Origin of the sequence: Oceaniradius stylonematis (assembly GCF_003149475.2) — a bacterium.
Lineage (GTDB): Bacteria > Pseudomonadota > Alphaproteobacteria > Rhizobiales > Rhizobiaceae > Roseitalea > Roseitalea stylonematis.
In genome coordinates this window covers 19,041-32,433 of sequence record NZ_QFWV02000005.1, presented here as the reverse complement: position 1 = coordinate 32,433, position 13,393 = coordinate 19,041, and the positions used below count along the sequence as shown (strand labels likewise).

General features: G+C 64.4%; 15 protein-coding genes. 10 read left to right on the top strand and 5 right to left on the bottom strand.

The genetic code is table 11. The annotated features are described in order from the left end of the window. Positions 1 to 67 precede the first annotated feature (67 nt). The 9 genes from DEM25_RS09110 to DEM25_RS09075 all read left to right on the top strand — a co-directional run bounded on the left by DEM25_RS09110 (position 68) and on the right by DEM25_RS09075 (position 6,309). Positions 68 to 994, top strand: a complete 927-nt coding sequence (locus DEM25_RS09110) for a heme o synthase (protein ID WP_109766646.1) — start codon at positions 68 to 70, stop codon at positions 992 to 994. A gap of 5 nt (positions 995 to 999) precedes the next feature. Beyond that, entirely contained in the window at positions 1,000 to 1,161 is a 162-nt protein-coding gene (locus DEM25_RS17930) for a cytochrome c oxidase system small membrane protein (RefSeq protein WP_196780338.1), read from the top strand. A 10-nt stretch (positions 1,162 to 1,171) separates the two neighbouring features. Continuing rightward, entirely contained in the window at positions 1,172 to 1,822 is a 651-nt protein-coding gene (locus DEM25_RS09105; protein WP_109766647.1) for a cytochrome c oxidase assembly protein, read from the top strand. Positions 1,823 to 1,827: 5 nt separating this feature from the next. Continuing rightward, on the top strand, positions 1,828 to 2,706 hold the full coding sequence (locus DEM25_RS09100) for a cytochrome c oxidase subunit 3 (RefSeq protein ID WP_109766648.1): 879 nt from the start codon (positions 1,828 to 1,830) through the stop codon (positions 2,704 to 2,706). 88 nt (positions 2,707 to 2,794) lie between these two features. Continuing rightward, positions 2,795 to 3,541: an SURF1 family protein gene (locus DEM25_RS09095; RefSeq protein ID WP_109766649.1), complete on the top strand. Its 747-nt coding sequence runs from the start codon at positions 2,795 to 2,797 to the stop codon at positions 3,539 to 3,541. Positions 3,542 to 3,613: 72 nt separating this feature from the next. Continuing rightward, a complete protein-coding gene (ispH, locus tag DEM25_RS09090) occupies positions 3,614 to 4,627 on the top strand; it encodes a 4-hydroxy-3-methylbut-2-enyl diphosphate reductase (RefSeq protein ID WP_109766650.1) in 1,014 nt (337 codons plus the stop codon). A 13-nt stretch (positions 4,628 to 4,640) separates the two neighbouring features. Beyond that, positions 4,641 to 5,624 carry a homoserine kinase gene (locus DEM25_RS09085; protein WP_109766651.1) on the top strand — a complete coding sequence of 328 codons (984 nt, stop codon included), beginning with the start codon at positions 4,641 to 4,643 and terminating at the stop codon, positions 5,622 to 5,624. 3 nt (positions 5,625 to 5,627) lie between these two features. Continuing rightward, positions 5,628 to 6,122 (top strand): ribonuclease HI, encoded by a 495-nt coding sequence (gene rnhA / locus DEM25_RS09080; RefSeq protein WP_109766652.1) that lies wholly within the window; start codon positions 5,628 to 5,630, stop codon positions 6,120 to 6,122. Beyond that, the gene (locus tag DEM25_RS09075) at positions 6,106 to 6,309 is read left to right on the top strand and encodes a hypothetical protein (RefSeq protein ID WP_109766653.1); all 204 of its coding nucleotides are present in this window, start codon (positions 6,106 to 6,108) and stop codon (positions 6,307 to 6,309) included. Before rnhA ends, DEM25_RS09075 begins: the two co-directional genes overlap by 17 nt. Positions 6,310 to 6,328: 19 nt before the next feature. Here DEM25_RS09075 and DEM25_RS09070 read toward each other — a convergent pair whose 3' ends face one another. Both DEM25_RS09070 and DEM25_RS09065 read right to left on the bottom strand, forming a co-directional pair. Further along, positions 6,329 to 6,817: a peroxiredoxin gene (locus DEM25_RS09070; protein WP_109766654.1), complete on the bottom strand. Its 489-nt coding sequence runs from the start codon at positions 6,815 to 6,817 to the stop codon at positions 6,329 to 6,331. 4 nt (positions 6,818 to 6,821) lie between these two features. Further along, entirely contained in the window at positions 6,822 to 7,628 is an 807-nt protein-coding gene (locus tag DEM25_RS09065; RefSeq protein WP_439650671.1) for a protein-disulfide reductase DsbD domain-containing protein, read from the bottom strand. A 220-nt stretch (positions 7,629 to 7,848) separates the two neighbouring features. On the opposite strand from DEM25_RS09065, the gene DEM25_RS09060 reads away from it, so the two are divergent. Continuing rightward, positions 7,849 to 8,457, top strand: a complete 609-nt coding sequence (locus DEM25_RS09060) for a YqgE/AlgH family protein (protein ID WP_109766694.1) — start codon at positions 7,849 to 7,851, stop codon at positions 8,455 to 8,457. Between the two features lie 3 nt (positions 8,458 to 8,460). Here DEM25_RS09060 and DEM25_RS09055 read toward each other — a convergent pair whose 3' ends face one another. The 3 genes from DEM25_RS09055 to DEM25_RS09045 form a co-directional block, all read right to left on the bottom strand. Next, positions 8,461 to 11,331 carry a putative bifunctional diguanylate cyclase/phosphodiesterase gene (locus DEM25_RS09055; protein WP_109766695.1) on the bottom strand — a complete coding sequence of 957 codons (2,871 nt, stop codon included), beginning with the start codon at positions 11,329 to 11,331 and terminating at the stop codon, positions 8,461 to 8,463. A 79-nt stretch (positions 11,332 to 11,410) separates the two neighbouring features. Continuing rightward, a complete protein-coding gene (locus DEM25_RS09050) occupies positions 11,411 to 12,019 on the bottom strand; it encodes a GNAT family N-acetyltransferase (RefSeq protein ID WP_109766656.1) in 609 nt (202 codons plus the stop codon). 29 nt (positions 12,020 to 12,048) lie between these two features. Continuing rightward, positions 12,049 to 13,362: a M16 family metallopeptidase gene (locus tag DEM25_RS09045; protein ID WP_109766657.1), complete on the bottom strand. Its 1,314-nt coding sequence runs from the start codon at positions 13,360 to 13,362 to the stop codon at positions 12,049 to 12,051. Positions 13,363 to 13,393: the final 31 nt, after the last annotated feature.

The window sequence follows — 13,393 nt, the reverse complement described above, 5'->3', positions numbered from 1 at the left end:
AGCCGGACAACCGGCCCGCCGGATCAAGAACAAGTCCGGCACGCATCGTTGGGACAGGGTTCGCCGCATGGCACTCGTTGAAGACATCAAGACATCCGCACCGCGCATCTCCGAGGCGACGCCGCGCGACTATTTCGACCTGCTCAAGCCGCGCGTCATGTCGCTCGTCGTCTTTACCGCGCTGGTCGGGCTTCTCGTCGCGCCCGGCGCGATCAACCCGTTCATCGGCGCGGTCGCCATTCTGGCGATCGCCGTCGGCGCCGGCGCGTCGGGCGCGCTCAACATGTGGTACGATTCAGACATCGATGCGGTGATGAGCCGGACGGCAAAGCGGCCGATCCCCTCGGGCCGCGTCAGCCGGGACGAGACGCTTGTGTTCGGTCTGATCCTGTCGGTGCTGTCCGTGATGACGCTGGGGCTCGTCACCAACTGGGTGGCGGGCGGTCTTCTCGCCTTCACCATCTTTTTCTACGCCGTCATCTACACGATGTGGCTGAAGCGTTCGACGCCGCAGAACATCGTCATCGGCGGCGCGGCAGGCGCGTTCCCGCCGATGATCGGTTGGGCCGCCGTGACCGGCACGATCACGATGGAATCGGCCGTCCTGTTCATGATCATCTTCCTTTGGACACCGCCGCATTTCTGGGCGCTCGCCCTGTTCAAGCTGCGCGACTATGAGATCGCCGGCATGCCGATGATGCCGAACGTTGCGGGTGAGCGGCACACCAAGCTTCAGATGCTCGTCTATTCGGTGCTTCTGGCAGCCTTCGCCGTGCTGCCATGGCCGCTTGGCTTTGCAGGCCCCATCTATGGCGTTGCGGCGATCCTTCTGGGTGCCAACTTCATCCGCCATGCGCTGGCTGTCTGGAAGATGGCGGACGGCGATGCGACGATGGTGCCGGCCAAGAAGATGTTCGGCTTCTCGCTGACCTATCTGTTCGCCATCTTCGCCGTCCTGTTCGTCGAGACCGTCCTGATGCGGGTGCTGGCGTGAGCGCGATGTCCGAGAACCGTCCGACCATCGAATTGACCGAGGCGCAGCAGAAGGCCCGGCGCAAGCGTTCGATCGCCTTGGCCATTTGCCTGGCCGCCTTCGTCGTGATCTTCTACGCTGTGACCGTGATCAAACTCGGCCCAGACGTCCTCAACCGACCGCTTTGACGGAACACCGATGAGCAGCCTCGATACCGCCACAGACCCAGTCAAGCACCGCGCCAATGTGCGGATCGCGCTTGCATGTCTGGCGTTCTTCGCGAGCATGATCGGGCTCGCCTATGCGTCCGTGCCGCTCTACGAACTGTTCTGCCGCGTGACCGGCTATGGCGGCACGACGCAGGTTTCCGACACGGCGCCGGTTCGGGTGCTCGACCGGACCATCAATGTGCGCTTCGATGCCAACACGGGTTCGGGTCTGGGATGGGACTTCAAGCCTGTCGACAGGTCGGTCACGCTGAAGATCGGCGAGACGACCCAGGTCGCTTATTCGGCGCGCAACTGGCGCGACATGGCGACGACCGGCTCGGCGACGTTCAACGTCACGCCGCAGGCCGCCGGCGCCTATTTCAACAAGATGGAATGCTTCTGCTTCACCGAGACGACCCTTGAGCCCGGCGAAGAGATGGAAATGCCGGTGGTGTTCTTCATCGACCCGGCCATCGTCGACGCCAAGGAACTCCAAGGCGTTTCGACGATCACCCTGTCCTATACATTTTTCAAGATCGACGAGGCCGAAGAGACCGCGGGGATATCGCCGGCCGACACCGAACCGACCTCATCGGGTCTCGACACTGAGCGACCCGCAAAAAGCGACAATCGGGGATAGACATCATGGCTGACACGCACGCCAAGAACCACGACTACCACATTCTCGACCCGAGCCCGTGGCCGCTGATCGGTTCGATCGGCGCGCTGATCATGGCAATCGGCGCCATCGGCTGGATGCAGGCGGGCCAAGGCAACGAGTTTTCGCTGCTGGGCATCCCGATGGCCAATCCCTGGACCTTCCTGATCGGCACGCTGATCGTGCTCTACACCATGTTCGGCTGGTGGTCGGACACGGTGCGCGAATCGCTGCAGGGCCACCACACCAAGGTCGTCTCGCTGCATCTGCGCTACGGCATGATCATGTTCATCGCCTCGGAGGTGATGTTCTTCGTTGCCTGGTTCTGGGCGGTGTTCGACGCAAGCCTGTTCTTCAACGAGGCGCAGCAGGTCGGCCGCATGGAATACACCGGTGGCCAGTGGCCGCCGGCCGGCATGGAAGTGCTCGATCCGCTGCACCTGCCCCTCTACAACACGGTGATCCTGCTGCTGTCGGGCACGACGGTCACCTGGGCGCACCATGCCCTGCTGCACAATGATCGGCAGGGCCTCAAGATGGGCCTTTGGCTGACCATTCTGCTGGCCATCCTGTTCACCTGCGTGCAGGTCTACGAATTCGTCATCGCGCCCTATTCCTTCTCCGAATCGCTCTATGGCGCGACCTTCTTCATGGCGACCGGCTTCCACGGCTTCCACGTCTTCGTCGGCACGATCTTCCTGATCGTCTGTCTGGTGCGGGCCTATGCCGGCCAGTTCACGCCCGAGAAGCACTTCGGGTTCGAGGCGGCGGCATGGTACTGGCACTTCGTCGACGTGGTCTGGCTGTTCCTGTTCTTCGTGGTCTATATCTGGGGCACTTGGGGCGCACCGATCTACCACCACTGATCGGCGCGAACGAACTTCGAACCGGGCGGTCGTGGCAAACCATGATCGCCCGGTTTCGCATTTGAGGACCGACCATTTGGGACAGACAATGGCAGACGCGGCTGCACAGGACCGTCGCCGATTTCCTTGGCTGATGATTGCATGTGCGGTGCCGGCGCTGATTGTCCTTGTATTGCTCGGCAATTGGCAGGTGCAGCGGCTGGCGTGGAAGGAGGACCTGCTCGCGACCATCGACGCCCGCCTGTCTGCGGCTGCCGTTCCCGCCGGCGAGATCGCGCGGCTTGTCGCCGACGGCGCCGACATACGCTACCGGCCGGCGACCGCGACAGGCACCTTCGACCACGCCAACGAGCGGCATTTCTTCGCGACCCACAAGGGCGCTTCGGGCTATTACATTTATACGCCGCTCCTCATGGACGATGGGCGCATGCTGCTGGTCAATCGGGGCTTTGTGCCGTTCGATCTCAAGGAGCCGGCAACACGTGCCGAGGGGCAGGTCGATGGGCCGGTAACGGTCACCGGGCTTGCGCGCGAGCGGCTCGATGGCAAGCCCTCCTTCATCGTGCCCGACAACGACATCGCCGGAAACATTTACTACTGGAAGGACTGGCCGGCGATGGTCGCGAACGCCGGCTATGACATCGACGACGCGCTGCCGTTCTTCCTCGACGCGGAGGAGGCCGCCAACCCGGGCGGCTGGCCCGTCGGCGGCGTCACGCGGATCGACCTGCCCAACAATCACCTGCAATATGCCCTGACCTGGTACGGGCTGGCCGTCGTGCTCGTCGTGGTGACCGGCCTGTTCATGTGGAGGCGGGTTCGTCCGCCCCACTGAAATGCGGGGCGTCATGTACGCTTGACACGCGGCTTGGCCGGTCCCTAATCAGGAGGGACAACGGGAACGATCATGAACGTCCACGCCACCAAGCCGCCGCTGACGATCCGCCTGTGCGAGCCGCGCGGCTTCTGCGCCGGCGTCGACCGGGCGATCCAGATCGTCGTGCTGGCGCTGAAAAAGTATGGCGCGCCGGTCTATGTGCGCCACGAGATCGTGCACAACAAGTTCGTCGTCGAGGCGCTGCGCGAGCGCGGCGCGGTGTTCGTCAGGGAGCTTGGCGACATTCCGGCCGAACATGTCGATCGGCCGGTGGTCTTCTCCGCCCATGGCGTGCCCAAATCGGTGCCCGCCGATGCCGAGGCGCGAAACCTTCTCTATCTCGACGCCACATGCCCGCTCGTCTCCAAGGTGCACAAACAGGCGATGCGCCATCAGCGTCTGGGCCGACACGTTCTTCTGGTCGGCCATGCCGGTCATCCCGAGGTGATCGGCACGATGGGGCAATTGCCCGAGGGTGCCGTGACCCTGGTCGAGACCGTCGGGCAGGTGGCTGACCTGACGGTGCCTGACGAAGACAAACTCGGCTTCGTCACCCAGACGACACTGTCCGTGGACGACACCGCCGATGTCATCGCTGCCCTGCAGGCCCGGTTCCCGGCACTGACCGCCCCGTCGTCCGAGAGCATCTGTTACGCGACCACCAACCGCCAGGAAGCGGTCAAGAAGGCGGCGCCGGGCACGGACGTCTTTATGATCGTGGGCGCGCCGAACTCGTCCAACTCGATGCGGCTGGTCGAAGTCGCCAAACGCCACGGCGCGCGTGATTCGATGCTGGTTCAGCGCGCCGCTGATATCGACTGGCGGCGCATCGGCGATGCCGCAACCATCGGCATGTCCGCCGGCGCATCCGCACCCGAGATCGTCGTCGAAGAGATCATCGACGCGCTGCGCGAACGCCGCAATGTCACCGTCGACATCGCCCTGACCGCCGAGGAGAACGAACTGTTCCCCGTCATGCGATCGCTGCGCGACACGCCGCTGACCGGGCAAGATATGGCGTTCCTCAACGGCACGGCAAGCTGACCGGGCGGACACATTGGCCGTTTACACCGACATCTCCGAGGACGAGCTGCGCGCCTTCATCGCGCCATACGGCGTTGGCGAGCTCAAGTCCTACAAGGGCATCGCCGAAGGCGTCGAGAACTCCAACTTCCTCGTCCACGCCGGCGACGATACTTTCATCCTCACGCTCTACGAGAAGCGCGTCGATCCCGCCGACCTGCCGTTCTTTCTGGGGTTGATGGAGCATCTGGCAACGCACGACATTTCCTGCCCGCTGCCGGTCAAGCGCGGCGACGGCACCGTTCTGGGCGAACTGGCCGGCCGGCCAGCCGCCATGGTGACGTTTCTGGAAGGTGTCTGGATGCGACGTCCGTCCGCGGTGCATTGCGCCGGTGTCGGCACGGGTATGGCGCGAATGCATCTGGCCGGCGCGGATTTCGCCATGCAGCGGCGCAACGGCCTGACCGTCGAGGACTGGCGCCCGCTCTGGCAGCAGTGCCTCAAGGCCCATCCGGGCATGGATCGCGATCTCGCCCAGGAGACCGAAGCCCTGCTGGCCACGCTGGAGGAGCAATGGCCGCGCGACCTGCCGCAGGGCACGATCCATGCGGATCTGTTTCCCGACAATGTGTTCTTTCTGGGCGACGAACTGTCCGGCTTCATCGACTTCTATTTCGCCTGCACCGACGCGCTCGCCTATGATGTCGCGGTCGCCCTCAATGCCTGGTGCTTCGAGCGCGACCATTCCTACAACATCACCAAGGGCAAGGCGCTGCTTGACGCCTATGACCGCGTCAGGCCGCTGACCGATCCGGAGATCGACGCGCTGCCCGTGCTCGCCGCCGGCGCCTCCCTGCGCTTCATGCTCACCCGCCTTTATGATTGGGTGACGACGCCGGAAGGCTCGCTTGTGGTCAAGAAGGACCCGCAGGAATACATACGCAAGATGCGGTTCCATCGGACCATCGGCTCGGCACGCGAATATGGTCTTGATCTGCACGCCCGCAAAAGTGCGTAAGCAATGACTGACGCAAAGCGTATCACCATCCACACCGATGGCGCCTGCTCGGGCAATCCGGGGCCGGGCGGCTGGGGCGCAATCCTCGAATGGAACGGCAGCCGCAAGGAGCTGTCGGGCGGTGAGGCGCGGACCACCAACAACCGCATGGAACTGATGGCTGCGATCGAGGCGCTCGGCGCGCTCAAGGGCGGCCCGCATGCCGTCGATCTCTATACCGATTCCTCCTACGTCAAGGATGGCATCTCGGGATGGATCCATGGCTGGAAGAGAAATGGCTGGAAGACGGCCGCCAAGAAGCCGGTCAAGAACGCCGAACTGTGGCAGGCGCTCGATGCGGCAACCCAGCGCCATGATGTAACCTGGCATTGGCTCAAGGGCCATGCCGGCCACGAAGAGAACGAACGCGCGGACGAGTTGGCCCGCGGCGCCATGGCGCCTTTCAAGAAGAGCGTTGGCGAAAAAGGGCAGGGAGGCGACATTGACGAACGGCAATGACGGTCATGGGACGCCGGCGCAGCGCTATGCGGCCTACGCCGTCATCGGCGCGGTGATCGGTGCGGTCGTGGTGTGGTTTGTCGCCGATGCGGTCTCGTTCGCCACGCTCGGCTCGGGCCTGATCGGGGGCGCGGTGGCCGGCACTGTCGCCGGCTTTGTCCGGTCCCGCGCGGGGCTCGACCAATGAGCGTTAGCTGGTTGTCAGCCTAGTCGAGCTGGCCCAGCATCGCCGCCGCACCGGACTTCTCCGCTTCGCCGGGACTGTCTTCGACGTTCAGGCTGGTCACCGTTCTGTCCTTGACCAGCATCGAGTAGCGCTTCGAGCGAACGCCGAGACCGGCGACCGAAAGGTCGATGTCCATGCCGATGGCCTTGGTGAAGGCGCCGTCCCAATCGGCCAGGAACCGGATCTTGCCCATTCCGCCGGTCTGCTCGGCCCAGGCGGCCATGACAAACGGATCGTTGATCGCCAGAACCGCGATTTCATCGACACCCTTTGCGAGGATTTCGTCGCGATTGTCGAGATAGCCCGGCAGGTGGGTCAGCGTGCACGTCCCCGTGAAAGCGCCGGGCACTGCGAACAGGACGACCGTCTTGCCATCGAAGATCGAGGCGCTGTCGATATCGGCCGGTCCGTCCTCGGTGATTGTCTTGAGCGTCATCGCGGGCAGTTTCGCGCCGGTTTCGATCGTCATCGGGTCATCCCTTCCCAACAGGTTGTATCATCAGCGACATAAGCGCCTTGGCGCGGAGGAAAAGACCGCATCTCAAAGAAATTCCGGCTCGGCGGTGTCCGCCATCACCCGTCAGCCAAGTTCCAGTGAAACGCGCGTTTCGATGCGGACGCTGCCGCCATCGACCGTGACGATCGCATCGANTTTCGGGCGGCTTGAACTGCGTGCCATCGGGCGCGTGAACGAAAAGTTGCGGGATCGTGTCGGGGTCGGCCATGTTGACGACGGTCACGCGCGCCCGTCCATCCTCCATATGTCCGTTTGGCGCGACGGTCAGGCCCGCGGCTTCCGGCGGCGGCAGCGCCGCATGGGCCTGTTCAACCCGCATCGCCGCCAGGGTGCTGCCGGTGGCGTGGCTGATCGGCATCGAGAACCGTGTCTGGACCGGGATGCAGATGTCCTCACAAATTCCCAGAAAGACGTTTGCGACAAGTTCCGCCTCGCCATTGGCCGTGCGCGCCATGGTGAAGGGCAGGGAGACCGGCCGGTCATAGCCGGCAAAGTCCCCGTAGGGATTGTTGATCCAGACCGGTGCCGGATAGTGCAGTTCGGCGTCCGCCACGCCCTTGCTGCCGGCGAGGTCGATCTGCGGGGGAATGCCCGATGCGCCCGGATCGCGCCAATAGGTCTTCCAGCCTTCTTCAAGGCGGACTTCCAGCATTCCGCGGATTTCCGTATCGGTCGGGTCCGGCGGCGCGACGACGACCCGCACCGCGCCACCGACCGTTTCATACCACTCGGTCGATTGTGCGGCGCTGTCCCGGCCCGCCATCGCGATCAGGGTGATGGTGGCCGCCACTATCGCCGGAATGGGTCGTTCGATCGCAAGCATGGCGCCGGTATGGCCGTGCCGCGCCGGCCGATCAAGCAGCGCTGCCACGTCGCCCGTCATAAGTTCGTGATCGCACCGGCGCTGCCGTGGTGGCGGGAAGTGGCGGACAATTGCACCCGGAAGGGCTTCTCATTTGGCCGGTGCCTGTTACGCTGATGCCATGGAGACGCTCAGAAAGCGCGGCATCGGCAGCGGAAATGGCCAGTTCGAGGGCCGTTTCCTTGTGGCGATGCCCGGCATGAATGCCTCGATCTTCGCCGAATCGGTGGTGTATCTGTGCGCCCACAGCGATGAGGGCGCCATGGGCTTTGTGCTCAACAAGCCCGCCGACATGACGCTCGCCGAACTGATCGGCCACACCGAATTCGGCAAGACGACCGTGCTCGACAAAGCGCAGATCAACGATGCCGCAGGCCCGGTACGGATCGGCGGTCCGGTCGATGAGCATCGCGGGTTCGTCCTGCATTCACACGATTATGCGATCGATACGACGATCCCGCTGTCCGACGCCATCTGCCTGACATCGACGGTCGACATCCTCAAATCGATCGTCGCCGGCGCCGGTCCCGCGCAGGCGGCGATCGCGCTGGGCTATGCGGGCTGGGGCGCCGGGCAACTCGAGCAGGAAATCCGCGACAATGCCTGGCTGACTGCAGACGCCGATCCCGACATCGTGTTCGCGCACGACCATGACGACAAATATCCCGCCATGATCAGTCGCATGGGCATCGGCGCCGCAAACTTCATCCCCGAGGGCGGCCGGGCCTGAACACTACTCCGCCGCCTGTTCCTCGCGGGCCACGATCGGGTTGCGCTGCGCGATCAGGGTGGCGGCATCTTCCGGCGTGAGCGGCTGGCCGGTGATGAAGCCCTGCAGATAGTCCGCACCCATCTCCGCCAGGACCGACCGGTCATCCTCGTCCTCGACCCCCTCGGCGACGACCGAAAGTCCGAGCGCATGGGCCATGTCGATGATCGATCGCAGCAGCGCATCGCGTCCCGATGAAATGGGCCGCATGAACGATCGGTCGATCTTCAGGACATCGAACGGAAAGCGCGACAGGTAGGACAGCGACGAATAGCCGGTTCCGAAATCGTCGAGCGCCAGCTTGACGCCCAGCGCCTTGACCCGCTCCAGAACCCGCACATTCTGCTCGGGGTTCTGCATCAGCGAGGTCTCGGTGATCTCGATGCGCAGCGTGTGCGTGCGCTGGGGATGGCGCGCCAGAATGCCTGAGACGAGATTGGTGAAGTCGCGCCGCACCAGTTGCTGCGCCGACACGTTGACCGACACGAAGACGGGCATCTCGGGCAGCGCGGTCTCCCACTCCATCAACTGCGCGGCGGCCATCTCCAGCGCATGGGCACCCAGCTCGCCGATCAGCTCGGACCGCTCGGCGATCGCAATGAACTCGGTCGGCGGAACATCGCCGCGCCTGGGATGATGCCAGCGCATCAGTGCCTCGAAGCCGGCAATGTCGCCGGTCTTGGCGGCGATGATCGGCTGATAGACAAGCGAAATCTGGTCGCGCTCGATGGCCCGGTGCAGATCGGCCTCGATCTGGACGATGTTGGAACCGCCGTCACGGAAGGCGGGGCGGAACGGTTCGACCCGGTCGCCGCCGAAGCGCTTGGCCTGGTGCAGCGCCAGTTCGGTGTCCTTGAACAGTTCCTCGCCGCGTTTGCATTCGGGCGACCATGTCGCGAGCCCGACCGACGGCGTCAGCACGATCTCGCGCTCGGCGAAGCTGATCGGCGTCTTGATGGTCTTCTTGACCGCTTCGGCGAAGGCGGCGATGCCGCCGGGCTCGGATTCGGAGACCAGAACGATCCCGAACTGGTCGCCGCCGATCCGCGCCAGCGTGTCCTGCGGGCGCAACTGCCGCTTCAGGCGCCGGGCCACGGTGATCAGCAGCGTGTCGCCGGCATTGATGCCGACGCTTTCGTTGACCTCCTTGAACCGGTCGATGTCGACGATGAAGACCGTCGGTCGGACGGGTCCGTCGGGTGCAGCAAGTGCCACCGCCGTGCGGATCCGGTCGAAGAACAGTTCGCGGTTCGGAAGCCCGGTTAGATTGTCGTGGACTGCGTCGTGCAGAAGGCGTTCCTCGGCGCGCTTTTGCGCGCTGACATCGGTAGCGGTGCCGATGCAGCGAATGACCGATCCGTCCGCGCCGATCACCGGGCGCGCGGAGACCGCATACCAGGCGTGCTGGGTTTCACCGGTGCGCATGCGCAGGACCAGATCGATCTTGCCGCGCCGGCGTTCGACAACGGCATCCAGAGCCGCCCGGAAGGTCTCCCGGTCGTCGGGGTGGACGTGTTTGAGCCAGTTCTTGGCCGGCCCCTGCAAGGCGGTCGGGCCGAGACCGAGCAGCACGCCCAGATTGGGCGTCGTCGTCAGCCGGTCGCGGCCCACATCCCAATCCCAGACGATGCCGCCCGAGCCGGTGACGGCCAGCGCCTGCAATTCGACATTGGAGAACAGGTTCTCGTGGAACGCGCCGCCCGAAAAGGCGCTTTGCAGAATGGTGAAGCCGATCAGCAGGACGACCAGCACCAGACCGCCTGCGAGCGCTGGCTGGATGATGTCATTGTCGACCTGACCGGTGATCGTCATCCATCCTGCTGCCACCCATGCAAGCAGCAGCGCCCAGGCCGGAATCAGCATGATCGCCTTGTCGAAGCCGCGCAGGCTCAAAATGATGATCAGCGCCAGGCCGAATGCCGCAGTCGCCGCAAGCGCGATCCGCGCGACGCCTGCGGCAACAGAGGGATCGTAGGTGACCAGCGCGCCCAGAACGACGATGCCGAGCAGCCAGAAAAGCGCGCCCCAGCGCATCCGGTCGCTCCAGCGGTCAAGGCTCAGATGGGTGAACAGAAATAGCCCCAGCGTCGCCACGACGGCGATCTCCGACGTCGCGCGCCAGGTGCGTATCGCCGCCGTGTCGAGGACGCCGAACTGGCTGATGAAGCCGAAATCGATGGATACATAGGCGAGCACCGACCAGGCGAGGGCCGCTGCTGCCGGGAATGTTGCGGTGCCGCGCACGACGAACAGGATCGACAGGAACAGCGCCAAAAGGCCCGCGATGCCCAGAACGATGCCATGGTAGAGCGTGTAGGAATTGACGATGTCCTTGTAGGCGTCTTCTTCCCAAAGATAGAGCTGCGGCAGGGTGGGCGAGGCCAGTTCGGCAACCAGCGTGATCACCGCGCCCGGATCGAGCGTGATCGCGAAGATGTCCGCATGCGGATCGTCGATCCGGTCGAGCGAAAAACCCGAACTGGGCGTCAAGGCAACGATGCGCTGCGCCCCCAGATCGGGCCAGAAAAGGCCGGAACTGACCAGTCGGAACCGCGGCGCCACCAGAAGCCGGTCGAGTTGCACGTCGCTGGTGTTGGTGAGCACCAGCACGGCCCAGTCGCCCGCCGTGTCCGCGTTGGAGGCCTGGACCTCGATGGTCCGCACGATGCCCTCCGCGTCCGGTGCCGTTGACACGCGGAACGCGTTGCCGCGGTCGCGATAGATCGTCACCGCGCCGGTCAGGTCGAGCGCGGTGTCGTCGCGGCCGATCGAGATCGGCTCGTTGGACTGGGCATGCGCCGGCATGGCGGCCAGCAGCACGGCCAGGACGGCCATCAGCAGAAGCGTTGCCAGCACGCCAAACGACCGGGCCGGTCGGCGGGAAGAAAAGTCGATGGGCAAGTGCAAATGCACCTCAGATATCCGTCCGGTCGAGGCGCGCCGCGTCCAGATGCATCGGGTTGATGCGCGCGTAAAGGACATGGTCGCGCCAGCGGCCGTTGATTTTAAGATAGGCGCGCAGCACGCCTTCGCGTTGAAATCCGTTCTTCTCCAGAAGCCGGATCGACTTGCTGTTGCCCGGAATGCAGGCAGCTTCAAGGCGATGCAGCCCGGTTCGCGCAAACGCATATTCGCACACCAGCGCCACCGCTTCGCTCATGAAGCCACGGCCGGCGAACTTTTCGCCGATCCAGTATCCGATCTGGCCGTTCTGCGCGACACCGCGGCGGATGTTTCCCAAAGTAATGCCGCCCAGCAGCGCCTCGTCGCTGTTGCGCACGACGAAGAAGGGAAAGCCCGTGCCGGCGCGTATCTCGCCGGCATAGCGGCGCAGCCGCGCGCGGAAGGCGGGCCGCGTCAGGTCGCCGCGCGGCCAGACCGGCTCCCAGGGCTGCAGGAACTGCGCGCTTTCGGCCCGCAGGGCTGCCCATTGCTCATGATCGGCAAGTTCGGGATGGCGCAGATGCACGGTCCGGCCTTCCATCACCGCGCCGGATGTGCCCCGGCTCGAAAATGCGAACATCGGCCTCCTCCGTTGCCCCGTCTGTGCAGTCAGCCGACCGCCGCGCGCCGATGTTGCGCCGTGCCCTGTTGCGGCGCGCCCGCGGCCAGCCTTGCGCGAATGTCGTCCATGTCCATCAGCGTATCGACCGGCCCCACGGCCGAAACGGTGGGCGCCGATTCAACGAAGATGCGGCCGGCCAGATCGCGCAGGCGCGCCACGGTGAGGTTGTCGAGCCGCAGCAGAAGTTCCTCATTGGGGATCGGACGGCCGAACAGCAGGATCTGCCGCGCGATCTGTCCGGCGCGGCTCGGCGCGCTCTCGCCCGACATCAGCAGGCTGGCGCGGAACTGCGCCCGCGCCCGGTCCAGTTCGCTCTGTTCGATGTCGAAGGCCGCCCGCGACAATTCGCCGATGATCAGTTCGAGGAGCTTGGGCAGGTCGCCCGGCTCGGTGGCCGCATGGACGCCGAAGATGCCGGTGTCGGAAAAGCCCCAATGAAATGCATAGATCGAATAGCAAAGCCCGTGCTTTTCGCGCACTTCCTGAAACAGGCGCGAGGACATGGCCCCGCCCAGCAGCATTGCCAGCACCTGGCTGCAATAATAGTCGCGCACATGATAGGCTCGGCCTTCGAAACCCAGCACAAGCTGCGTGTCCTGAAGGGGGCGCTGCTCGCGATAGTCGCCGCCCACATAATGCGCCAGGCCAAGCTCGCGGCCCTCGGCCGAGGGCTTCATGGTCGAAAAGCGCTGTTCCGCCATCCGGACGATCTCGTCATGGTCGACGGCACCGGTCGCCGCAATCACCATGCGTTCGCCGCTATATTCGCGATCGACATAGGCACGGATCATGTCCGAGGTGAAAGATGCGATGGTGTCCCGCGTACCAAGGATCGAGCGACCGACCGGCTGGTGACGGAAGGCGGTTTCGGTGAACCTGTCGAAGACGACATCATCGGGCGTGTCGGTCGCCGCGCCCAGTTCCTGCAGGACGACATGCTTTTCGCGTTCCAGTTCGTCCGCGTCAAAGCGGGAGTTCTGCAGGATGTCGGCCAGTACGTCGATCGCCAGCGCCGTGTCCTGACGCAAGACGCGCACGAAGAAGGAGGTTGTCTCGACGCTGGTCGCCGCATTGATGTCGCCGCCGACATTTTCGATGGCTTCGGCCAGGTCGCGCGCGCTGCGCGTCGCCGTGCCCTTGAAGGCCATGTGCTCGAGCATGTGGGCGATGCCGTGCTCATGGTCCTGTTCGTTGCGGGTGCCGGCCTTGAACCATGCGCCCACCGAGACGCTCTCGACATTGTCGAACCGTTGCGTGGCAACGGTGATCCCGTTCTTCAGGACGGTTGTCTGGACTGTCATATACGCGCGCACTCCCGGGGGCCTTGTTGTC